Origin of the sequence: Streptomyces iakyrus (assembly GCF_000717055.1) — a bacterium.
In the GTDB taxonomy this organism is placed as follows: domain Bacteria; phylum Actinomycetota; class Actinomycetes; order Streptomycetales; family Streptomycetaceae; genus Streptomyces; species Streptomyces iakyrus.
In genome coordinates this window covers 143,675-166,529 of record NZ_JNXI01000027.1, presented here as the reverse complement: position 1 = coordinate 166,529, position 22,855 = coordinate 143,675, and the positions used below count along the sequence as shown (strand labels likewise).

Genomic DNA, 22,855 nt, shown 5'->3' with positions numbered 1-22,855 from the left:
GCAGTGGCCGCGCGCTAGCTGAGCGTCAGCGCGAGACCTTGCCGGCCTTGATGCACGAGGTGCAAGCGTTCACGCGCTTCGGCGTCCCGCCCACCACGGTACGCACTCGCTGGATGTTCGGGTTCCAGCGGCGGGACGTACGGCGGTGCGAGTGCGAGATGTTGTTGCCGAAGCCCGGCCCCTTGCCGCAGACGTCGCAGTTGGCAGCCACGGGTCACTCCAAAGACTTCAGATGCACTTACGGTTGATCCCGGCAGGCCGGGATCAAGATTCTCGGGCTCTGCTGAGCCGGTCGAAATCTGAGTGGCGTTGCCAGGGGGAAGGCCCGATCGGATCGGGCAACCGGAGCAGCATACAACGGCTGCACCCGTGAAACGAAACTACCATGGCAGCTCAGGGGCCCGGCCCCTCCCTCTTCCGGTGAGCACCGCCCCGGGGTCTACGCTGCGAGCCACGTCCAGCAGCTCAGGGAGGCCTAGTGGCGCAGGTGCCGCAGACATTCTTCGATGCTCTCGCGGTGCGCACCTGGTGCGGTCTCGCGCTGGAGACCCTGGGGCGGGCGCGCGAGGAGATCGACGCGATCAACGTCTACCCCGTGGCCGACGGCGACACCGGCACCAACCTGTATCTGACCGTCGAGTCGGCGGTCGCGGCCGTCGAGGCGGTGTTCGCCGGGCACGCGGCGGCCTCCGGGCCCGACGGGCCGACGCTCGCCGACGCCGCCCGGGCCATGGCGCACGGGGCGCTCATCGGCGCCCGCGGGAACTCCGGCACGATCCTCGCCCAGCTGCTGCGCGGCATGGCCCAGGTGCTGGCCGAGGACGACCCCGCCCACGCGGACGGCCAGGGGCTGCGGCTCGCCCTGCGGCAGGCGGCCGACTCCGCCCGCCGGGCCGTCGCCCATCCCGTGGAGGGCACTGTCCTCACGGTTGCCTCGGCCGCCGCCGACGCCGCGGACGGCGCCCGGGGCGACTGCGGGACCGTCGCCCGGGCAGCCTACGACGGAGCCCGCGCGGCCCTCGCCGCGACCCCGGGCCAGCTGCCCGTCCTGGAGCGCGCCGGAGTCGTCGACGCCGGGGGGCGGGGCCTCGTCGCGGTGCTCGGAGCACTGGTGGAGACGTTCACGGGGGAGCGGGCGCGGGGGGTGGCGGGAAGTGCGTACCCCAACCCCTCCGAAGGCCGAGTGGCCCCCGCAGCGGACCGCGCGCCGGGCGACGGCGTCCTGGACGAGTGCGCCGACGGCCCCGCGGCCGTGCCGGGCCAGAAAGGGCCGGCTTTCGAGGTGATCTACCTCCTGGAGGCCGGGGACGAGGCCGTGGAGCGGCTGCGGGAGCGGCTCGACGCCCTCGGGGACTCCCTCGTCGTGGTCGGCGGCGACGGGCTGTGGAACGTGCACGTCCACGTGGACGACGCTGGTGCCGCCGTCGAGGCCGGCATCGAGGCCGGGCGGCCCCACCGGATCCGCATCACCCACTTCGGCGCGGGCGACGTCCACACCACCGGCGCCGAACGGCCGCCCCGGGAACGCGCCCAGCGGGCCGTCGTGGCCGTCGTGCCCGGCGAGGGGCTGGCCGGGCTGTACACCGAGGCCGGCGCGACGACCGTGCTCGCACGCCCCGGGGAGCCGCCCGCGAGCGGAGAGCTCGTCCAGGCCGTACGGCGGGCCCACGCGCGCGAGGTCGTGCTGCTCCCCAACGACGCCGAGCTGCGCCACACCGCCGCGGCGGCCGCCGAGCAGGTCCGCACGGAGGGCATCCGGGTCGCCCTGATCCCGACCCGCTCGGCGGTTCAGGGCATCGCGGCACTGGCCGTGCACGAGCCGGACCGCCGCTTCGACGAGGACGTCGTGTCCATGACCTCCGCCGCCGGGGCCACCCGCTACGCCGAGGTCACCGTCGCCGAACGCCAGTCCTGGACGATGGCCGGCATCTGCCAGGCCGGCGATGTCCTGGGCCTCATCGACGGGGACGTGGCCGTGATCGGTGCGGACGTCGCCGAGACCGCCGAGACCGTTCTCGACCGCATGCTCTCGGCCGGGGGCGAGATGGTCACCCTGGTCCTCGGCGACGACGTCCCCGAGGCCGTCGCCGACCATCTGGAGGGCCGGGTCCGCGAGGGGTACCTCGCCGTCGACACGGTCGTGTACCGGGGCGGCCGGCAGGGGGCCCTGCTCCTCATCGGCGTGGAGTAGGGCCAGGTCCGCCCCGGCGGAACCGGCGGTGTGGGCGACGGGCCGGTGCCCGCCGGCCGCCTCGCCGTCGCCGGCCGGCTCCGGCTCGCGGCCACGCCCGCAGCCGGCACCGTCCTCGTGTCCGCAGCCGTGTCCGTGGAGCCGGCCGCCGCGGGCCGCTGCGGCTTCGACCAGGCCGCGAACCGGCCCCTTGCAGGCCCCTTTCGGCATGCAGGTCGCCGTCGGGCTCAGTCCGGCCGCTCCGCCGACAGCCGCAGCAGCTGCTCCGCCTCCGCCCGGCGGGCCCGGACCACCTCGCCCTCGCCGTCCCCGTCGGCCGCCTCCGCGCCGCCGTGTCCCTCGTACGCCGCCAGCACCGCACGCGCGCGTGCCACCGCGTCCGCGGGGCGGCCCAGGTCGGCCTCCAGCCGGCCCGCGGTGAGTTCCGCGCCGGTGCGGCTGTGCAGGGCGCCGTCCCCGAGAGAGGCGAACACCTCGGCCGCGCGCAGCACTTGGGCCAGAGCCTCCTCGAACACCTCACGGACCGGAGCGCCCTCGGCGTCCTCGGGGGCGGAGCGGGCCAGCAGGTCGCCGAACTGCCGGTGGGTGTGGCCGAGTTCGGCGACGAGCTGCTGCCGGGACTCCTCGTCGGCGGCTGCCTCCCGCGCCGCCTCGCACTCCCGGACGGCGTCGGCCATCAGGCCGCGCGCCTCTCCCAGCCCGCCCTCCGCGCGCAGCGCCAGCCAGGCGCGGGCACGCAGGGAGCGGATCAGGCCATGGCTGTTGCCCAGCTCGCGCCACAGGCCGCCCGCGCGCGCGTAGGCCTGGTCCGCCTCCGCCGCCAGTCCGGCCTGGCCGAGGGACTCCCCGGCCAGGTGGGCGAGGGTCGCGTGGTCGTGCTGCTCGGGCCAGTGCCGGGCGATCTCGGCGGCCTGCAGGCGCCGTTCGGCGGCCGCCCGGTGCTCGCCGAGCTCGCTCAGGCAGTCGCCGAGCCACCACTGCGTCTGCACGACCGCCCCGTCGCCGTGCGTCTCGGCGGTCAGGTCGGGCAGTGCCGACTCCAGCACCTCCGCGGCCTCGGCCCACCGCCCCTGCCGCAGCAGGAAGCCGCCGAGCTGCTGTCGCGCCCACGCCCCCAGCGTCGCCGACTCGCCCGCCTCGTCGGCCCAGTGGGCGGCCTCCAGGGCGTGCCGGGCGGCCTCCACGGCCTCACCCCGGCCGCCGAGCACCTCGGCGAGCTGAAGGTGCAGCTGGGCCCGCCCGGGCGCCTCCAGCTGCGCCCCGCCGTGCTCCAGGGCCGCCCGCAGCGCCCGTTCCGCCTCCGTCATGTCGCCGAGGTGGTGGGCCAGAGAGGCGAGCCGGGCCTCGTACTCCACCGCGAACCACGGCAGTCCTGCCGCCACGAACGCCGCAGCGCCCCGCGCGAACAGCTCCGCGGCCCTCTCCAGATCCCCGGCCAGCCCGGCCAGCTCCCCGAGCATCGCCCAGGCCTCGGCGACCCGTGCGGCCAGCCGTACGTCCTCCCCGGTCCGGCCCTCGACGAGCGCGAGGACCTCCCGGACGGCGGCTTCGGCCCCGGCGAGAGCCGCCGGGTCGCCCTCGACGCCGTGCGCCCGGCGCGTCAGGATCCTCGCCCGGCTCATCACGACGGACGCCGTCTGCCGGATGCCCGTGCCGTCGGCGGCGTACAGCGCGAGGACCTCGTCGTAGGGGCCGGTCACCGCTGCGACGGCGCCGTCCACGTCACCCGCGAGTGCGCGGACGTACGCCCCACGCGCGCGTGCCGCGAGGGCCTCGCCCGGGTCGCCCGCTTCCGCGTAGAGGCCGGCGGCCCGTTCGAAGAGCCCGGTGCCCTCGGGGCCGAGGGACATCGCCTCGTGGTCGGCCATCTCGGCACGGTCGCGCGGGTCCAGTTCGGCGCCCCCGGCGGCCGCGGCGGCAGCCGCCCAGGCCTCCACGGCGCCCGGCCGCAGGGTGTCCGACAGCCGCCGCGCCTCGGCCAGCAGGGCGGGCAGATCCGGCTGCCCGGTGGCGGGAGCCGGAGCCGCGGCGGGAGCGGGCGGGGGAATGGGCCGTACCGACCGCACTCCCAGCGGCAGCCGCTCCACCAGCGGTTGCCGCGCCATACGCGCGCGTGCCCGCTCGCTCACGTGCGCCGTGCCGTTGCGCTCGTCGAAGCGGGCCGCCAGGGCGAGGGCCACCTCGCGCGCGTGCCCGGCGAGTTCGCGGGCGGTCCACTCCCGCCCGGCCGGGCCCGGCACCTGCCGGTCGCCCAGCCCGAGCCCGGTCAGCCGGTCCATGAGCAGGGCGACCACGCTCATGTAGTCCAGCTTGCTCTGCGGCTGCCCGTCGTCCGTGAAGTACGCCGGACGCTCCGCGAGCAGCTCCAGGCCCCGCGCCTCGTTGCCGGTGAGCGCGCAGAACTCCACGTGCTCCGCGTAGGCGCCCCGCATGCTCTCCATCGCCCGGACGAGCCGGAAGCCCCGCAGATGGTTGGCCCGGGCCTCCTCCTCGCGGCCCAGCCGCAGCAGCGGCACCAGGGACGACGCGAGGGCCGTGTGCGGCTCGTGGGCGCAGGTGTACTCGCCCTCCAGCACCGGCCCCCACAGCTCCAGTGCCTCGGCGTCCCGCCCCTGCTCCGCCTGCCACCAGCCCTGGCCGTGCAGCTCGCACGCGTGGCAGTCGGCCATGCTGTCGCGGTCGGCCGCCAGCCACGCGGCGTACGCCCGCTCGGCCCGCGCCAGATCCCCCACGTGCGCGGCCACACTGTGCTCGGCGCTGCGCACGGCCCGTTCGGAGTGCCCGGCGAGCCGGTAGCGGTGCTCCATCTCGCCGAGCCACTTCTCGATCGACGCGAGCGGGACGTGCGGCTGGTCGAGCATGCCGGCCGAGACCCACTTGAAGACCCAGTGCAGCGAGTGGGTCTCGTACTCGTCGAAGTCCTCGGGACGTTCGTCCCACATGCGCAGCAGGCGCGCGAAGGGGACGAACATCTTCCCCTTCTCGGAGCTGTAGTTGTAGACCTTCAGCTGGTGCCCGAGCGCCTCGATCACGGCGAGCGGGACGTTCAGCTTCTCGGCCGCCGCCAGCAGCTCCTCCGCGCGCGCGTTGCGGGCCGGCCCCTCCGGCTGCCCGGAGTTCTCCGCCATCGCCTCGCGCAGGGCGTCGAAGTCCGTGATCTCCGTCATGCCTGACCGTCCTCGCTGTGCGTGGCCCACTCCAGGAGGCCGATGAACGCGCGGTTGAGCAGCGCCGAGTCGGCCGGCCTGAGCGGCCGCTGCGCCATCAGCAGCGCCTGCCCGTAGAGCGACTCCGTGGCCGTGCCGATCAGCTCCGGGTCGGGCAGCGCGCTGATCCTGCGGACCAGCGGGTTGAGGTGGTTGAGCACCAGACGCGCGCGGGGTGCGCTGCCCCGCAGGGAGCCCAGGATCCCCGCCCACAGGTCGTCGGCCCGCTCCTCGGCGTCCGCGCGGGCCTGTTCGTGCCGGGCGTCCCGGTCGTCGAGGTGCAGGGCGGGCACGGACAGCGGGTGGAAGGCCCGCAGGACGACGTCACAGCCCAGCGGGTCGAGCCGGGCCCGGGCCGCCGCCAGGAAACCGGACAGGGCCAGCTCCTCGGCCGGATCGACCGCGTCCAGATGCGCGGTCACCGTCTCCGCGTCCAGCTCGGCGACCTGGGTCCCCGGCCGCACCGACGGCAGCGCCTGGACCAGCTCGCTGTCGTAGGTGTAGCCGCCGTTGATCACGCCGATGCCCTGCGCGGACGCGATCGGCGCGACCTGCCGGTACTCCTCGACGGTCCGCGTGAAGTGCACCACCGGGTGCCGCTGCGCGAACTCCTCCAGGGACAGCCGCCCGTCGGTCGTCTCGAACGGCAGCCACGGCAGCATCGTGCGCAGCATCTCCCGGTCGTGCCGGGCCAGCGACTTCACGCCCAGGTGGTGCATCGACAGGAACGCGCCCAGCCGCTCCGGATCACCGGCCGCCAGCCCCGTCAGCCAGGCCCGGATCCGCCCGCCCAGCGCCTCCCGTACGGCCGCCAGCGTCTCGTCCTCGTACAGCGACTCGCGCGACGCCGTGGGCCGCAGACTGTCCGTGTCCAGCACGCAGCGCACGAAGAACGCCCAGTCGGGCAGCAGCTGTTCGGCCCGCTCGGTCAGCAGCATGCCCTTGAGGTGCACGCGGTGACCGGCGCGCTGGGCCGGGCTGACCGCCGACGGCAGCACGTACGCCACCCCGCGGATGCCGGCCAGCGGCACGGACAGGTCGATCGTGTCCAGCGGTGTGAAGCCGAACAGGCCGTGGCAGTGCCGGGCGAGGGCGACGCGCCGGGCGGCCGGGCCCGGATACGGACGGTCCCAGGGTGCCGGAAGGTCGGTGACCGCCTCGTCACCGACCCGGACGTCGTACGGCAGCAGCGAGCCGAAGTCCCGGGCCAGCGCCTCGACCCGCCCGGGCGAGAGCCACTCCGCGGCACCCGCCCGGGCCACCAGGTGCACGGTCGTGCCCGGTTCGGGCCGCTCGGCGTCCGGCAGCGTCCGCACGGTGTAGGAACCGTCATCGGCCGCCGTCCACTCCACCGGCGGCGCCCCGGGCGTGAGGGCGCTGCGGCTGACGACCCGGATCCGCTCGGCGACGACGAAACAGGCCAGCAGGCCGATGCCGAACTGCCCGAGGAAATCGGACCGCGCCTCCTGAAGCCCCTCGGCCCGCTTGGAGCTGCGCCCGATGGTGGCGAGCAGGCTGTGCACGTCCGCCTCGGTGAGGCCCACGCCGGTGTCCTCGACCCGCAGGGCACCGCCCTCGGCGTACAGCCGGACCCGGGCCGGAGCGTCGGGTTCCGTAGCGCGTCTGGCCGTGACGGCGTCCACGGCGTTCTGCAGCAGCTCCCGCAGGTACACCTTCGGACTGGAGTAGAGGTGGTGGGAGAGCAGGTCCACCAGACCACGCAGGTCGACCTGGAACGTGTGAGGTGACGAGGGCGAATGGGGTGGCTGGGATGCCTGTGAGGTCTGGGAGTCCATCTTCACGGCGCCGGTGGGGGACTCGCGACGGCGCGGGGTAGGGCGGTCCCGGTGGGGCGGTGACCGCGGAAGGGGGCCGGGAGCGCGTCATCCTAAGGCCCGAACCAGCCGCCTGACCAGGGGTTTCCGGGACCTTTACGGCGGTCCCGGCCGCGGCCTGGGCGCCGATGTCAGTGGCGTGGTGTGCAATGGATCTCGTGCCCGCACTGGAAGAACCCCTGCGACAGCCCCTGAAGTCGGTGCTCGGCCCCGCCACCGCGAAGGTGATGGCCGAGCACCTCGGCCTGCTCACCGTCGGCGACCTCCTCCACCACTACCCGCGCAGATACGAGGAGCGCGGCCAGCTCACGCACCTCGCCGACCTCCCCATGGACGAGCACGTCACGGTGGTCGCACAGGTCGCCGACGCCCGCCTGCACACGTTCGCCTCCGCCAAGGCCCCGCGCGGCAAGGGCCAGCGCCTGGAAGTCACGATCACGGACGGCAGCGGCCGGCTCCAACTGGTCTTCTTCGGCGCGGGCGTCCACAAGCCCCACAAGGAACTGCTGCCGGGCACCCGTGCGATGTTCGCGGGCAAGGTCTCCGTCTTCAATCGCCGCCTTCAACTGGCGCACCCGGCGTACGAGTTGCTGCGCGGCGATCCGGAGGAGTCCGTCGAGACCTGGGCAGGCGCGCTGATCCCGATCTACCCCGCCACCGCCAAGCTGGAGTCCTGGAAGATCGGCAAGGCGATCCAGACGGTCCTGCCCACGGCCCGGGAGGCCGTCGAACCGCTCCCGGAGTCCCTGCGCGAGGGCCGCGGCCTGGTGCCCCTGCCCGAGGCCCTGCTCAAGATCCACCGCCCGCAGACCAAGGCCGACATCGAGGACGCCCGCTCCCGCCTCAAGTGGGACGAGGCCTTCGTCCTCCAGGTAGCCCTGGCCCGCCGCCGCCACGCGGACGCCCAACTCCCCGCCGTCCCCCGCAGGCCCGCCCCCGACGGCCTCCTCACGGCCTTCGACGCCCGCCTCCCCTTCACCCTCACCGACGGCCAGCAGCGCGTCTCCCGGGAGATCTTCGACGACCTGGCCACGGACCATCCGATGCACCGGCTGTTGCAGGGGGAAGTGGGTTCCGGGAAGACGATGGTCGCCCTGCGCGCCATGCTCGCCGTGGTCGACGCGGGCGGGCAGGCGGCCATGCTCGCGCCCACCGAAGTGCTCGCGCAGCAGCACCACCGGTCCATCGTCGAGATGATGGGCGAGCTGGCCGAGGGCGGCATGCTGAGCGGGGCCGAGCAGGCCACCAAGGTGGTGCTGCTCACCGGCTCCATGGGTGCGGCCGCCCGGCGGCACGCCCTGCTCGACCTCACCACCGGCGAAGCGGGCATCGTCATCGGCACGCACGCGCTGATCGAGGACAAGGTGCAGTTCCACGACCTGGGCCTGGTCGTGGTCGACGAACAGCACCGCTTCGGCGTCGAGCAGCGCGACGCCCTGCGCGGCAAGGGCAAGCAACCCCCGCATCTGCTGGTCATGACGGCCACGCCCATCCCGCGCACGGTCGCCATGACGGTCTTCGGCGACCTGGAGACATCCGTCCTGGACCAGCTCCCGGCGGGCCGCTCGCCGATCGCCAGCCATGTGGTCCCGGCAGCGGACAAGCCCCACTTCCTGTCCCGCGCGTGGGAAAGGGTCCGCGAGGAGGTGGAGAACGGCCACCAGGCCTACGTGGTCTGCCCCCGCATCGGCGACGAGGAGGACGACCCGAAGAAGTCCGGCAAGAAGAAGCCGCAGTCCCCGGAGGACGCCGCGGAGAAGCGCCCGCCCCTCGCCGTCCTCGACGTGGCCGACCAGCTGGTCAAGGGCCCCCTCAAGGGCCTGCGGATCGAAATCCTGCACGGCAGGATGCACCCCGACGACAAGGACGCCGTGATGCGCCGCTTCGCCGCCGGCGAGACGCACGTCCTGGTCGCCACGACGGTCATCGAGGTCGGCGTCAACGTCCCGAACGCAACGGCCATGGTGATCATGGACGCCGACCGCTTCGGCGTCTCCCAGCTCCACCAGCTGCGCGGCCGGGTGGGCCGTGGCTCCGCCCCCGGCCTCTGTCTCCTGGTCACCGAGATGCCCGAGGCGAGCCCGGCCCGCCAGCGCCTGGGCGCGGTCGCCTCCACGCTCGACGGTTTCGAACTCTCCCGCATCGACCTGGAACAGCGCCGCGAGGGCGACGTCCTCGGCCAGGCCCAGTCGGGCGCCAGGACCTCCCTGAAGGTCCTCGCCGTCATCGAGGACGAGGAGATCATCGCGGAGGCCAGGGAGGAGGCGACGGCGGTAGTGGCCGCCGACCCGGAGCTGTCCCGGCTTCCCGCACTCCGGACGGCTCTGGACGCCCTCTTGGACGAGGAAAGGGAGCAGTACCTGGAAAAGGGCTGAGCGATGCTTGCCCAGGGGCGCGGGGAACTGCGCGACCAGCCACACTGATACCGAAAGCCGCTCACGAGCAAGGACCGAAGATGACCCGCGTGATCGCCGGCACAGCCGGCGGACGCCGCTTGGCAGTCCCACCCGGCACAGGAACCCGCCCCACATCGGACCGCGCCCGGGAGGGCCTCTTCTCCACCTGGCAGTCCCTCCTCGGCGGTCCCCTGGAAGGCGAACGCGTCCTCGACCTCTACGCCGGCTCGGGCGCAGTGGGCCTGGAGGCCCTGTCCCGGGGCGCGGGCCACACCCTCCTCGTCGAGGCCGACGCCAAAGCCGTCCGCACGGTCCGCGACAACGTGAAGAACCTCGGCCTCCCCGGCGCCGAGGTCAGATCCGGCAAAGCGGAACAGATCATCCGTACGCCACCCCCCGGCGCCCCGTACGACCTCGTCTTCCTCGACCCCCCGTACGCCGTCACGGACGACGATCTTCGGGAGATCCTCCTCACACTCCGCTCGGAGGGCTGGCTCGCCGGGGATGCCCTCGTCACCGTGGAGCGCAGCACCAGAGGCGGTGAATTCCGGTGGCCCGAGGGTTTCGAACCCCTCCGGGCCCGTCGCTACGGCGAGGGAACGTTTTGGTACGGTCGCGCCGCCTCTACGTGCGAAGACGCACGATGACCGGACCGGAGAGCGAGGGAACACAAGTGCGCCGCGCCGTCTGTCCCGGGTCGTTCGACCCGATCACCAACGGACACCTCGACATCATTTCCCGCGCCTCCAGGCTGTACGACGAGGTCTATGTCGCGGTGATGATCAACCAGGCCAAGAAGGGCCTGTTCGAGATCGAGGAGCGGATCGACCTGATCCGCCGCGTCACCGCCGAGTACGGCAACGTCCGCGTGGAGGCCTTCCACGGCCTGCTCGTCGACTTCTGCAAGCAGCGCGAGATCCCCGCCATCGTCAAGGGCCTGCGCGCCGTCAGCGACTTCGACTACGAGCTCCAGATGGCCCAGATGAACAACGGCCTCTCGGGCGTGGAAACCCTCTTCATCCCCACCAACCCCACCTACAGCTTCCTGTCGTCCTCCCTGGTCAAGGAGGTCGCGACCTGGGGCGGCGACGTCTCCCACCTGGTGCCCGCGGAGGTCCTCGGCGTCCTCACCGAGCGCCTGCGGAAGGACTGAACCGGCCCCGGACGTCCTCCCGGGGCTTGACTGCCCGTCACCCGGTGTCCCGGGGCGACCCCGTGGCCGTACAGTCGTCCCGTCCGTCTCCAACGCATCTGTAGAGAGTGGCGAGCACACGGTGGACGTGCAGAAGAAGCTCGACGAGATCGTCTCCGCGGTCTCCGGCGCCCGGTCCATGCCCATGTCGGCCTCGTGCGTGGTCAACCGCGCCGACCTGCTCGCGATGCTGGAGGAGGTGCGCGCGGCGCTGCCCGACTCCCTCGCCCAGGCACAGGAGCTGATCGGCGGCCGGGAGCAGATGGTCGAGCAGGCCCGCCAGGAGGCCCAGCGGATCATCGAGGGCGCGCACGCCGAGCGCGGTTCGCTGGTCTCCGGTACCGAGGTCGCCCGCCGTTCCCAGGCCGAGGCCGACCGGATCCTCGCCGAGGCCCGCCAGGAGGCCGAGGAGATCCGCGCCGAGGCCGACGAGTACGTCGACTCCAAGCTCGCCAACTTCGAGGTCGTCCTCACCAAGACCCTGGGCTCCGTCGGCCGCGGCCGCGAGAAGCTCCTGGGCACCGGCCCCGGCACCGACGAGCAGGGCTACGAGGACGAGGACGCCCCCGAGCGCAGCCATGACCCCGAGACCCAGCGCCGCAGCGCCGACGAGTACGTCGACGTCAAGCTGGGCGCCTTCGAGGCGGTCCTCGCCAAGACCCTGGAGGCCGTCGGCCGCGGCCGGCAGAAGCTGCACGGCCGGATCGCCACCGACGACCTCGGAGCCCTCGCCGACGACGCGAGCACCGTCCAGCACTCCAGCGACGCCGACTACCTCGCCGACCTGGCCGCCCTCGCGGACCAGGAGACCCCGGCCGAGCGGCCCGCCCAGCAGCAGGACTACGCGCAGCCGCAGCAGCCTGAGCCGGTGTACGGCTATCAGCAGCAGCCCGACCCCTACGGCGGCTACCCGCAGCAGGCCTACGCCGCCCAGCAGGACCCCTACGGCTACCAGCAGGACCCCTACGGCTACCAGGGCTACGACCCGCAGCAGACCCCCTACGACCCGAACCAGGCCCAGCAGCAGCCGCAGCAGGCCCACCAGCAACAACAGGGCCACCAGGGCTACGCCCTCGACGAGACCAGTCTCTTCGACACCGGCATGATCAGCGCCGAGCAGCTGCGGGCCTACGAGCAGGGCCGGGGCCAGGGCTGAGGACCGGATTGGGCCGACAGCGAAAGGTCCAGTATCCTGGCTCTTCGGTCGCGTGTACGTCCGCGATCAACGCTGCCCGGGAACACCGAAGGGCGGCGTCCCCGAGCTCTCACCGAAAGCAGGAATGGCCCTGAACGCCCGCCTCGACCACCGCAACCCCCTCGTGTTCGACACACACGAGCTGGGTCGGCGGCCTGGTGCGCTGCAGCGCCTGACCCGCACGGTCGACGCTCCCCAGGACCTCGGTATCAAGGGAGTCATCGGAGTGCCGGAAGGCGCCCCGGTGGAGCTCGAACTCCGCCTGGAGTCGGTCATGGAAGGGGTGCTCGTCACAGGCACCGCCCGTGCTGCGGCCGAGGGGGAGTGCGTAAGGTGTCTGGAGCCGCTCGAGCAGGAGCTCGAAGCGGAATTCCAGGAGATGTTCTCGTACCCTGACGCCGACGACCGGGGCCGCGTGATCGCGGAACCGGGCGACGACGCCGAGGACGACGAGGACAGGCTCTTCCTCGAGGACGGCTTGTTCGACCTCGAGCCCGTGCTGCGTGATGCGGTGGTGCTCGCACTGCCGATGCAGCCGGTGTGCCGGGAAGACTGCCCCGGTCTGTGCGCCGAGTGCGGCGCGCGGCTGGCGGACGACCCGGACCACCACCACGACGCCGTCGACATCCGTTGGGCGGCATTGCAGGGACTCGCCGGCACCATGAAGGACGGCGAGAAGGACGAGATGAGCGGCGGCGCGCCTCAGTCAGCACGCGCCGACGAGAAGCAGGAGAAGTAGCCGTGGCTGTTCCGAAGCGGAAGATGTCGCGCAGCAACACGCGCCACCGCCGGTCGCAGTGGAAGGCTGCGGTCCCCACCCTGGTTGCGTGCGAGCGCTGCCACGAGCCCAAGCAGCAGCACATCGCGTGCCCGTCGTGCGGCACCTACAACAAGCGCCAGGTCCTCGAGGTCTGAGCGGCTGGTGAGAGGCACTGTGTCCACGCCTAAGAACAAGTCTTCCCGTGCGAGCGGGAGTGCTCCGGCGGACAACCAGGCCTCGTCCCACACGCTTCTGGAAGGGCGGCTCGGGTACAAGCTCGAGTCCGCCCTTCTGGTGCGCGCACTGACCCACCGGTCGTACGCATACGAGAACGGCGGTCTTCCGACCAACGAGCGCCTGGAGTTCCTCGGGGACTCCGTCCTCGGCCTCGTGGTCACGGACACGCTGTACCGCACCCACCCCGACCTCCCAGAAGGCCAGCTGGCCAAGCTGCGGGCCGCGGTGGTGAACTCGCGTGCGCTCGCCGAGGTGGGCCGCGGGCTCGACCTGGGCTCCTTCATCCGGCTCGGCCGGGGTGAAGAGGGCACGGGCGGCCGGGACAAGGCATCCATCCTCGCCGACACCCTCGAAGCGGTGATCGGCGCCGTCTATCTCGACCAGGGACTGGACTCGGCGGCGGAGCTGGTGCACCGCCTGTTCGACCCGCTGATCGAGAAGTCCTCGAACCTCGGAGCCGGCCTGGACTGGAAGACCAGTCTCCAGGAGCTCACCGCGACCGAGGGGCTCGGTGTCCCCGAGTACCTGGTCACGGAGACCGGCCCCGACCACGAGAAGACCTTCACTGCTGCCGCCCGCGTCGGAGGCGTCTCGTACGGCACCGGCACCGGCCGCAGCAAGAAGGAGGCGGAGCAGCAGGCCGCCGAGTCCGCATGGCGGTCCATCCGGGCCGCGGCGGACGAGCGCGCCAAGGCCGCCAAGGCCGCCGAGGCGACGCAGACGGCGGCGGCTCAGGCCGCCCACACGGCCGTCGACGGCTCCGCCGACGGCTGAACCGCCGCCGCCCGCACCGGGCGGCGAGCACAGCGCACCCGAGCGCCCGCCCCTGCCCGGGGCGGGCGCTCGCGTCATCCACACGTTCTTGTGACGGGGGACCCCATGCCCGAGTTGCCCGAGGTCGAGGTCGTCCGGCGCGGTCTCGAGCGGTGGGTCGCCCACCGGACCGTCGCCGAGACCGAGGTGCGGCACCCGCGTGCCGTGCGCCGCCACCTCGCGGGCGCCGACGACTTCGCCCACCGCCTGAAGGGCCACCGCATCGGCGTCCCCAGCCGCCGCGGCAAGTACCTGTGGCTGCCCCTGGAGGACACGGACCAGTCGATCCTGGCCCACCTCGGCATGAGCGGCCAGCTCCTGGTCCAGCCGCACACGGCCCCGGACGAGAAGCACCTGCGCATCCGCGTCCGCTTCACCGACGCCCTGGACACCGAACTCCGCTTCGTCGACCAGCGCACCTTCGGCGGCCTGTCGCTGCACGAGAACACCCCCGACGGCCTGCCCGACGTCATCGCGCACATCGCCCGCGACCCGCTGGACCCGCTCTTCGACGACGAGGCATTCCACCAGGCGCTGCGCCGCAAGCGGTCCACGATCAAGCGGGCCCTGCTCGACCAGTCGCTGATCAGCGGCGTCGGCAACATCTACGCGGACGAGGCCCTGTGGCGCGCCCGCATCCACTACGAGCGCCCCACCGCCACCTTCACCCGCCCGCGCACCCTGATGCTCCTCGGGCACGTCCGGGACGTGATGAACGCGGCCCTCGCGGTGGGAGGCACCAGCTTCGACAGCCTCTACGTCAACGTCAACGGGGAGTCGGGCTACTTCGACCGGTCGCTCGACGCGTACGGCCGTGAGGGCCTGCCCTGCCGGCGCTGCGGCACGCCCATGCGGCGCCGGCCCTGGATGAACCGGTCGAGCTACTACTGCCCGAAGTGCCAGCGGCCGCCGCGGATCACGCCCTAGCGGAGTCGTACCGCTCGCGCGCTGCCAGGACCTCGTCCATGCTGCCTTCGACGAAGTGGATCAGGGCGAGCAGCCGCTGCGCCACGTCGCGCCCCAGGGGCGTCAGTTCGTAGTCCACCCGGGGCGGATTGGTCGGCTGGGCCTCGCGGTGGACCAGGCCGTCGCGCTCCAGGGCGTGCAGCGTCTGGGACAGCATCTTCTCGCTGACCCCGTCGACGCGGCGGCGCAGCTCGTTGAAGCGCAGCGAGCCCTCGTACAGGGCACCGAGCGCGAGGCCGCCCCAGCGGCCCGTGACGTGCTCCAGCGTGCCGCGCGACGGGCAGGCCTTGGCGAACACGTTGTACGGGAGGTCGTCGAGCCCTTCCGCGAGCTCCTGGGTGGTGGTCATATGCCCCAGCCTACGCCAGCACAGCGCTAACCGACAGAAGGCACTAACCAAGGGTTAGCGCCTTCTGGGGTGCTTCAGGTCGCCTCAGTAGCCGAAGTTCTGGGTCCACCAGGGGCCGCCCGAGCCGAACTCGACACCGACGCCCAGCGTCTTGAAGTCGCAGTTCAGGATGTTTGCGCGGTGGCCGGGGCTGTTCATCCAGGCGTCCATCACGGCCGCGGCGTCGGCCTGGCCGCGGGCGATGTTCTCGCCGCCGAGGTTGGATATCCCGGCCTTCTCGGCCCGGTCCCACGGCGTGCGGCCGTCCGGGTCGGTGTGGTCGAAGAAGCCCCGCGCGGCCATGTCCTCGCTGTAGCTCTGGGCCAGACCGGTCAGGGCGCTGTTGGCGGCGACCGGACTGCAGCCCACCTTCGCCCGCTCCTCGTTCACGAGGCTGAGCACCTGGGCCGCTGCGGCGGACTCGCCGGCCAGGGCGGCGGAGGCGCCGGGAGCCCTCGGGGCCTTGGTGGCCGTACGGGAGGGCGTGGTGTCCGGCTTCTCGCTCGGAGTGGCCGCCGGCTTCTTCGGCTCCGGGGTCTTCTCCTGCGTCTTCTCCGGCTTCTCCGTCTTCTCCGGCGTCTTCGTCGGTGCGGCGGAGGACTTCGAGGCGGAGGGCGACGGGGAGCCGGAGCGCTCGGCGTCCCGGCTGGTGGACGTGTCGTCCCGGCTGTCGGCACTGCCGGAGGTGCCGCCCTGCTCGACCGGGGTGTTCGTCGGGGTGTTGCCGGCCTGGACCTTGTCGGCCCCGCCGCCTCCGCCGAGCTTGTAGTCGTCGAGGCCGGGCACGGCGCCGGTGGCGACCGCGACCGTACCGAGGGCGACGGCGGCGGAGACGCCGAGCAGGCCGGTGCGCATCGGCCGGGCGGCCTTCTTGCGGCGGCGGTGCGAACCCGAGCGGCGGGCGCCCAGGTCGGGCGTGAAGCCGTCGCTCGCGAAGCCGTCGCTGGCGAAGACGGCCGTGTCGTCGTAGCGGTCACCCGCGGCGGACCCCTCCGCCCCGAACAGGTAGGCCTCGCTCTTCGCGTAGCTGCCGGCGTACGCCTCCGGGTTCAGATAGGGCGCGATGCCCATCGTCGGGGCGTCGTCCGCGATGGGGTACAGCAGATCGTGACCCTCCGCGAAGCCGTCGGCGTGGGTGGGTCCCGTGGCGCGGCCCGTGGCGGCGCGGCCGGCGTCGGAGCGTCGGTGGCGTCCCATGTCCTGGCCTTCCTCGTCCTGGCGGTCGACTCGTCCTCGAGATCAACACCAAACTCACTCGATCGTGTGAGTTTCATATGAGATTCGTTGAGGGGGGACGGTACCGCATGGCGCAAGTGGAGGAAGTGCCCGGAGGGAGATTGGGCGGTTAGGTTGCAGGCATGAGTGAGGATGTGCGATTGGTCGCCTGGGTGCGTGGACGCGTCCAAGGTGTGGGTTTCCGCTGGTTCACGCGGGCCAAGGCGCTGGAGATCGGCGGCCTGAGTGGCTTTGCTCTCAATTTGGGCGACGGGCGGGTTCAGGTGGTCGCCGAGGGCGGGCGCGAGGGGTGCGAGGGGCTCCTGGAGTGGCTCCAGAGTGACGACACGCCCGGCCGCGTGGACGGCGTCACCGAGATCTGGGACACACCGCGCGGCGGCTACGACGGCTTCGCCATCCGCTGAGCGCACCCGCCGAGCGGCCCCGGGGGCCGCCCGGCGACGGCTCGCGGTCGACCGCCCCGGTCGGAAACGCGCTGGTGATTGCCGAGAACCGCTTGCCTCGGCACGCTCCACCCGCAAAGATGATCGCCACGCCCCGAGGGCCCCGCAGAAGCCGTAGTACGGCCGTTCCAGGCCGCGCGTGCCCGGGCTGCCCCCAATACGGGGCGTGATCGTGTTGACCGTCAAACTTTTTGGTGAGACGCTGAAAGCCCCGCGCACCTTAGCTGTTTGGCATGGCTGAACGGCAGCACAACTCCAGGCCCTGCCAAGACTGCGGGTGCGAATCCCTCACGACCCACACCGCAGCGGTCGGTCACGCATTGTGGAGGACCATCCATCATGGCAAAGGCGCTTCTCGGTTACGTCGGCGGCTCCGACCCTCGACTCCTCGCCGAGATGCGACGGCTCCAGCAGCGCGTCCAGGACCTGGAATCCGAGCTCGGACGAATCCAGGCGGAGAACGAAGCGCTGACGGCTGCCGCTTCTCACGACAGGATCATGGAGAGCGTTGACGCACACCAGGCGGAGCCTGCGCTCACCTGATCACTGCACCGCTCCACAACAGCACAGCAGTGGTTGGGCCGCCCGTCACAACCGCCTAGTTGTCTGAAGTGCAAGGGACGCCCCGTCGGCGTCCCTTCTTTCTTGCCTTGCTTGCCCCCGCATCCTTCACCGTCTTTAACGTCTGATGTGCCCTGCGCGTTCAGCGGCGAAACCGTGGGTTCATGGAGTGAGACCGACCCGGGCGGTAGAGTCCGGCGGCGTGCACCTCAAGGCCCTGACCCTTCGCGGGTTCAAGTCGTTCGCCTCCGCGACCACCCTCCGGTTCGAGCCGGGTATCACGTGCGTCGTCGGACCGAACGGCTCGGGCAAGTCCAACGTCGTCGACGCGCTCAGCTGGGTCATGGGCGAGCAGGGTGCCAAGTCGCTGCGCGGCGGCAAGATGGAGGACGTCATCTTCGCCGGCACCACCGGCCGCCCCCCGCTGGGCCGCGCCGAGGTGTCCCTGACCATCGACAACTCCGACGGGGCCCTGCCCATCGAGTACGCCGAGGTCACCATCACGCGGATCATGTTCCGCAACGGCGGCAGCGAGTACCAGATCAACGGCGACACCTGCCGCCTCCTGGACATCCAGGAACTCCTCTCCGACTCCGGCATCGGCCGCGAGATGCACGTGATCGTCGGGCAGGGCCAGCTCGACTCCGTACTGCACGCCGATCCCATGGGCCGACGCGCCTTCATCGAGGAGGCCGCCGGCGTCCTCAAGCACCGCAAGCGCAAGGAGAAGGCGCTGCGCAAGCTGGACGCGATGCAGGCCAACCTCGCGCGGGTACAGGACCTCACCGACGAGCTCAGACGGCAGCTCAAGCCCCTCGGCCGCCAGGCCGCCGTCGCCCGCAGGGCCGCCGTCATCCAGGCCGACCTGCGCGACGCCCGCCTGCGCCTCCTTGCCGACGACCTCGTACGGCTCCGGGAGGCCCTCAAGGCCGAGGTCGCCGACGAGGCCGCGCTGAAGGAGCGCAAGGAGTCCGCCGAACAGGAACTGCGCAAGGCGCTCCAGCGCGAGGCCCTCCTGGAGGACGAGGTACGGCAGCTCACCCCGCGGCTCCAGCGCGCCCAGCAGACCTGGTACGAGCTCTCCCAGCTCGCCGAACGCGTACGGGGCACGATCTCGCTGGCCGACGCCCGCGTGAAGAGCGCCACCTCCGCGCCTCCCGAGGAGCGGCGCGGCCGCGACCCAGAGGACATGGAGCGCGAGGCCGCCCGCATCCGCGAGCAGGAGGCCGAGCTGGAGGCGGCCCTGGAGGCGGCCGAACGGGCCCTGGAGGACACGGTCGCCCACCGCGCCGAACTGGAACGCGCGCTCACCCAGGAGGAACGGCGCCTGAAGGACGCCGCCCGGGCCATCGCCGACCGGCGTGAGGGGCTGGCCCGGCTCAGCGGCCAGGTCAACGCCGCCCGCTCCCGGGCCGCCTCCGCCCAGGCAGAGATCGAACGCCTGGCCGCGGCCCGCGACGAGGCGCAGGAACGTGCCGTCGCCGCGCAGGAGGAGTACGAGGCGCTCAAGGCCGAGGTCGACGGCCTCGACGCCGGCGACGTGGAGCTCGCCGAGCAGCATGAGGCGGCCAAGCAGCAGCTCGCCGAGGCCGAGGCCGCCCTCACGGCGGCCCGCGAGGCGGCCACGGCGGCTGAACGCAAGCGCGCCGCGACGCAGGCCCGCCACGAGGCCCTCGCCCTCGGCCTGCGCCGCAAGGACGGCACCGGAATACTGCTCGCGGCCAAGGACCGCCTCTCCGGCCTGCTGGGCCCGGCGGCGGAGCTGCTGACGGTGACCCCGGGCCACGAGGTCGCCATCGCCGCGGCTTTCGGAGCGGCAGCCGACGCGATCGCCGTCACGACCCCGGCCTCCGCTGCGGACGCGATCAGACTCCTCCGCAAACAGGACGGAGGCCGGGCCACTTTGCTCCTGGCAGGAGATGACGCCCTCAGGGGCGCGGGGAACTGCGCGACCAGCCACGACGCATCCGCAGACGCACGACACACCCACGCCGCCGAATTGGTACGCGGCCCCTCCGACCTGATGCCGGCCGTTCGCCGGCTGCTCCACGGCATCGTCGTCGTCGGCACCCTCGAGGACGCCGAAGACCTCGTCTACACCCACCCCGAGCTCACCGCGGTGACCGCCGAAGGTGACCTCCTCGGCTCTCACTTCGCCCACGGCGGCTCCGCCGGCGCCCCCAGCCTCCTCGAAGTGCAGGCCTCCGTCGACGAGGCGGCGGCCGAGCTGGATGAGCTCGCCGTCCGCTGCCAGGAGCTCACCGAGGCCCAGCACGCGGCCGTCGACCGGCGACGGGACGCCGCCGCGCTGGTCGAGGAGCTGGGGGAGCGGCGCCGGGCGGCCGACCGGGAGAAGTCGGCCGTCGCCCAGCAGCTCGGGCGGCTCGCGGGCCAGGCGCGCGGTGCCACCGGCGAGGCGGAACGTGCCACCGCCGCCGCGGCCCGTGCCCAGGACGCCCTCGACCACGCGCTCCAGGAGGTCGAGGAACTCGCCGAGCGGCTCGCCGTCGCCGAGGAGATGCCGATCGAGGAGGAGCCCGACACCTCCGTCCGGGACCGGCTCGCCGCCGACGGCGCCAACGCACGCCAGACCGAGATGGAAGCCCGGCTTCAGGCCCGTACGCACGAAGAACGCGTCAAGGGCCTGGCCGGGCGGGCCGACTCGCTGGACCGGGCCGCCCGCGCGGAACGCGAGGCACGCGCGCGTGCCGAGCAGCGACGGGCCCGGCTCCGGCACGAGGCGGCCGTCGCCGAGGCCGTCGGCGCGGGGGCGAGGCAGCTGCTCGCGCACGTCGAGGTCTCCCTGGCCCGTGCCGATCAGGAGCGCACCGCCGCCGAGACCGCCAAGGCCCTCCGCGAGCAGGAACTCGCCCGCGCCCGCACCGAGGGGCGCGATCTCAAGGCGGAACTCGACAAGTTGACGGATTCGGTCCACCGTGGCGAGGTACTCGGCGCCGAGAAGCGGCTGCGCATCGAGCAGTTGGAGACCAAGGCGCTGGAGGAGCTGGGTGTCGAACCGGCCGGACTGGTGGCGGAGTACGGACCGCACCAGCTCGTGCCGCCCTCGCCCCCCGCCGAGGGCGAGGAGCTGCCGGAGGACCCGGAGCACCCGCGCAACCGGCCGAGGCCGTATCTCCGGGCCGAGCAGGAGAAGCGCCTGAAGTCGGCCGAGCGTGCCTACCAGCAGCTCGGCAAGGTGAACCCGCTCGCCCTGGAGGAGTTCGCGGCGCTGGAGGAACGCCACCAGTTCCTCAGTGAGCAGCTGGAAGACCTGAAGAAGACGCGGGCGGACCTCCTGCAGGTGGTGAAGGAGGTCGACGAGCGCGTCGAGCAGGTCTTCACCGAGGCCTACCGGGACACGGCCCGGGAGTTCGAGGGCGTGTTCTCCCGTCTGTTCCCGGGCGGTGAGGGACGGCTGATCCTGACCGACCCCGACAACATGCTCACCACGGGTGTGGACGTCGAGGCGCGTCCGCCGGGCAAGAAGGTCAAGCGGCTGTCGCTGCTCTCGGGCGGGGAGCGGTCACTGACCGCGGTCGCGCTGCTCGTGTCGATCTTCAAGGCACGGCCCAGCCCCTTCTACGTCATGGACGAGGTCGAGGCCGCGCTCGACGACACCAACCTCCAGCGGCTCATCCGGATCATGCAGGAGCTCCAGGAAGCCTCCCAGCTGATCGTGATCACCCACCAGAAGCGCACGATGGAGGTCGCCGACGCGCTCTACGGCGTCTCCATGCAGGGCGACGGTGTGTCGAAGGTCATCAGCCAGCGCCTCCGCTAGATGTGTGTGCTCTACATCGGTCTCACCTGCGCTTCCCTCTGACTTCAATACTTGAACACATAGCCCCCACACTCCTGCCTCAGATTCACAGCTTCTGATCTATTGACTTCGAAACTTGAAGGCATAGTCTCGGCAACGTTCCTTTTACCTTCAGGTACCTTCAGGTGGACCTCGAAGGGCAGACCCCCTCCGGCAGCGTTGCCGGTGGCCCGAGGAGTACACGTGACCAGCACAGCGCAGGCACCCAAGTCAGGAGCCAGGACGGCTCACCCCGATCATCTCGGGCACGTTGTCTTCATCGCGGCGGCGGCCGCGATGGGCGGTTTCCTCTTCGGCTACGACAGTTCCGTGATCAACGGCGCCGTCGAAGCCATCCGTGACCGCTACGACGTCGGCTCCGCGGCCCTCGCCCAGGTCATCGCCATCGCCCTCATCGGCTGTGCCGTCGGCGCGGCCACCGCCGGGCGCATAGCCGACCGCATCGGCCGCATCCGGTGCATGCAGATCGCCGCGGTCCTCTTCACCGTCAGCGCCGTCGGCTCCGCGCTCCCCTTCGCCCTGTGGGACCTCGCCTTCTGGCGTGTGGTCGGCGGCTTCGCCATCGGCATGGCCTCCGTGATCGGCCCGGCCTACATCGCCGAGGTCGCCCCGCCCGCCTACCGCGGCCGGCTCGGCTCCTTCCAGCAGGCCGCGATCGTCATCGGCATCGCCGTGTCGCAGCTGGTCAACTGGGGCCTGCTGAACGCCGCCGACGGTGACCAGCGCGGCAAGCTGATGGGCCTGGAGGCCTGGCAGGTCATGCTCGGCGTCATGGTCGTCCCGGCCATCCTCTACGGGCTGCTCTCCTTCGCCATCCCCGAGTCGCCGCGCTTCCTCATCTCCGTCGGCAAGCACGAGCGCGCCCGGGAGATCCTCACCGAGGTCGAGGGCAAGGACGTCGACCTGGACGCCCGTGTCGCCGAGATCGAGGGCGCCATGAAGAGCGAGCACAAGTCGAGCTTCAAGGACCTTCTCGGCGGCAGCTTCTTCTTCAAGCCGATCGTCTGGATCGGCATCGGCCTGTCGGTCTTCCAGCAGTTCGTCGGCATCAACGTCGCGTTCTACTACTCCTCGACGCTGTGGCAGTCGGTCGGCGTGGACCCGACGGACTCGTTCTTCTACTCCTTCACCACGTCGATCATCAACATCCTCGGCACCGTCATCGCGATGATCTTCGTCGACCGCATCGGACGCAGGCCGCTCGCGATCATCGGCTCGGTCGGCATGGTCGTCGGCCTCGCCCTGGAGGCCTGGGCGTTCTCGTACCACCTGGTCGACGGCAAGCTGCCGGCCGCGCAGGGCTGGATCGCCCTGATCGCCGCGCACATCTTCGTCCTCTTCTTCGCCCTGTCCTGGGGTGTGGTCGTCTGGGTCATGCTCGGCGAGATGTTCCCCAACCGGATCCGCGCCGCCGCGCTGGGCGTGGCCGCCGCCGCGCAGTGGATCGCCAACTGGGCCATCACCGCGAGCTTCCCGTCCCTGGCCGACTGGAACCTCTCCGTCACGTACGTGATCTACACCGCGTTCGCCGCGCTCTCGATCCCGTTCGTCCTGAAGTTCGTCAAGGAGACGAAGGGCAAGGCCCTGGAAGAGATGGGCTAGGCCCGTCCCGCGAC

The 22,855-nt window shown here is 72.1% G+C and carries 18 protein-coding genes; 13 read left to right on the top strand and 5 right to left on the bottom strand.

Going from position 1 to position 22,855, the window contains the following annotated elements; genetic code table 11:
- Positions 1–25: 25 nt before the first annotated feature.
- Positions 26–211: a 50S ribosomal protein L28 gene (gene rpmB / locus OO68_RS34375; protein ID WP_003993230.1), complete on the bottom strand. Its 186-nt coding sequence runs from the start codon at positions 209–211 to the stop codon at positions 26–28.
- 267 nt (positions 212–478) lie between these two features.
- On the opposite strand from rpmB, the gene OO68_RS34370 reads away from it, so the two are divergent.
- Positions 479–2,191 (top strand): DAK2 domain-containing protein, encoded by a 1,713-nt coding sequence (locus tag OO68_RS34370; RefSeq protein ID WP_033313186.1) that lies wholly within the window; start codon positions 479–481, stop codon positions 2,189–2,191.
- 227 nt (positions 2,192–2,418) lie between these two features.
- On the opposite strand, the gene OO68_RS34365 is transcribed toward OO68_RS34370, so the two are convergent.
- Both OO68_RS34365 and OO68_RS34360 read right to left on the bottom strand, forming a co-directional pair.
- A complete protein-coding gene (locus OO68_RS34365) occupies positions 2,419–5,358 on the bottom strand; it encodes a tetratricopeptide repeat protein (protein WP_033313185.1) in 2,940 nt (979 codons plus the stop codon).
- Positions 5,355–7,193, bottom strand: coding sequence for an HSP90 family protein (locus tag OO68_RS34360; protein ID WP_033313382.1), 1,839 nt, complete (start codon positions 7,191–7,193; stop codon positions 5,355–5,357). The genes OO68_RS34365 and OO68_RS34360 overlap by 4 nt, the downstream gene beginning before the upstream one ends.
- Before the next feature lie 188 nt (positions 7,194–7,381).
- Here OO68_RS34360 and recG point away from each other — a divergent pair, with 188 nt between their 5' ends.
- The 8 genes from recG to mutM all read left to right on the top strand — a co-directional run bounded on the left by recG (position 7,382) and on the right by mutM (position 14,752).
- Positions 7,382–9,607, top strand: coding sequence for an ATP-dependent DNA helicase RecG (gene recG / locus OO68_RS34355; RefSeq protein ID WP_033313184.1), 2,226 nt, complete (start codon positions 7,382–7,384; stop codon positions 9,605–9,607).
- An 80-nt stretch (positions 9,608–9,687) separates the two neighbouring features.
- Positions 9,688–10,275, top strand: coding sequence for a 16S rRNA (guanine(966)-N(2))-methyltransferase RsmD (rsmD, locus tag OO68_RS34350; RefSeq protein ID WP_033313183.1), 588 nt, complete (start codon positions 9,688–9,690; stop codon positions 10,273–10,275).
- Between the two features lie 26 nt (positions 10,276–10,301).
- Complete coding sequence (gene coaD, locus OO68_RS34345; RefSeq protein WP_033313182.1) at positions 10,302–10,781, top strand: pantetheine-phosphate adenylyltransferase; 480 nt, start codon at positions 10,302–10,304, stop codon at positions 10,779–10,781.
- A gap of 121 nt (positions 10,782–10,902) precedes the next feature.
- The gene (locus tag OO68_RS34340; protein WP_033313180.1) at positions 10,903–11,976 is read left to right on the top strand and encodes a F0F1 ATP synthase subunit B; all 1,074 of its coding nucleotides are present in this window, start codon (positions 10,903–10,905) and stop codon (positions 11,974–11,976) included.
- A gap of 124 nt (positions 11,977–12,100) precedes the next feature.
- Positions 12,101–12,754 carry a YceD family protein gene (locus OO68_RS34335; protein ID WP_033313179.1) on the top strand — a complete coding sequence of 218 codons (654 nt, stop codon included), beginning with the start codon at positions 12,101–12,103 and terminating at the stop codon, positions 12,752–12,754.
- A 2-nt stretch (positions 12,755–12,756) separates the two neighbouring features.
- Entirely contained in the window at positions 12,757–12,930 is a 174-nt protein-coding gene (gene rpmF / locus OO68_RS34330; protein ID WP_003951102.1) for a 50S ribosomal protein L32, read from the top strand.
- Positions 12,931–12,937: 7 nt separating this feature from the next.
- Entirely contained in the window at positions 12,938–13,786 is an 849-nt protein-coding gene (rnc, locus tag OO68_RS34325) for a ribonuclease III (RefSeq protein WP_033313178.1), read from the top strand.
- Positions 13,787–13,891: 105 nt separating this feature from the next.
- A complete protein-coding gene (gene mutM, locus OO68_RS34320) occupies positions 13,892–14,752 on the top strand; it encodes a bifunctional DNA-formamidopyrimidine glycosylase/DNA-(apurinic or apyrimidinic site) lyase (RefSeq protein WP_033313177.1) in 861 nt (286 codons plus the stop codon).
- Here the strand turns inward: mutM and OO68_RS34315 are convergent.
- Together OO68_RS34315 and OO68_RS34310 are read right to left on the bottom strand one after the other, a co-directional pair.
- Positions 14,742–15,140: a winged helix-turn-helix transcriptional regulator gene (locus tag OO68_RS34315; protein WP_033313176.1), complete on the bottom strand. Its 399-nt coding sequence runs from the start codon at positions 15,138–15,140 to the stop codon at positions 14,742–14,744. The two genes, mutM and OO68_RS34315, sit on opposite strands and share 11 nt — an antisense overlap.
- Positions 15,141–15,224: 84 nt before the next feature.
- Positions 15,225–16,376 (bottom strand): CAP domain-containing protein, encoded by a 1,152-nt coding sequence (locus OO68_RS34310; protein ID WP_033313175.1) that lies wholly within the window; start codon positions 16,374–16,376, stop codon positions 15,225–15,227.
- A 161-nt stretch (positions 16,377–16,537) separates the two neighbouring features.
- Here OO68_RS34310 and OO68_RS34305 point away from each other — a divergent pair, with 161 nt between their 5' ends.
- From OO68_RS34305 to OO68_RS34290, 4 genes are all read left to right on the top strand, one after another.
- Positions 16,538–16,819 carry an acylphosphatase gene (locus OO68_RS34305; protein ID WP_031138144.1) on the top strand — a complete coding sequence of 94 codons (282 nt, stop codon included), beginning with the start codon at positions 16,538–16,540 and terminating at the stop codon, positions 16,817–16,819.
- 378 nt (positions 16,820–17,197) lie between these two features.
- Entirely contained in the window at positions 17,198–17,401 is a 204-nt protein-coding gene (locus OO68_RS34300; protein WP_030852030.1) for a hypothetical protein, read from the top strand.
- A gap of 220 nt (positions 17,402–17,621) precedes the next feature.
- A complete protein-coding gene (gene smc, locus OO68_RS34295) occupies positions 17,622–21,200 on the top strand; it encodes a chromosome segregation protein SMC (protein WP_033313174.1) in 3,579 nt (1,192 codons plus the stop codon).
- Between the two features lie 222 nt (positions 21,201–21,422).
- On the top strand, positions 21,423–22,841 hold the full coding sequence (locus tag OO68_RS34290; RefSeq protein ID WP_033313172.1) for a sugar porter family MFS transporter: 1,419 nt from the start codon (positions 21,423–21,425) through the stop codon (positions 22,839–22,841).
- Positions 22,842–22,855: the final 14 nt, after the last annotated feature.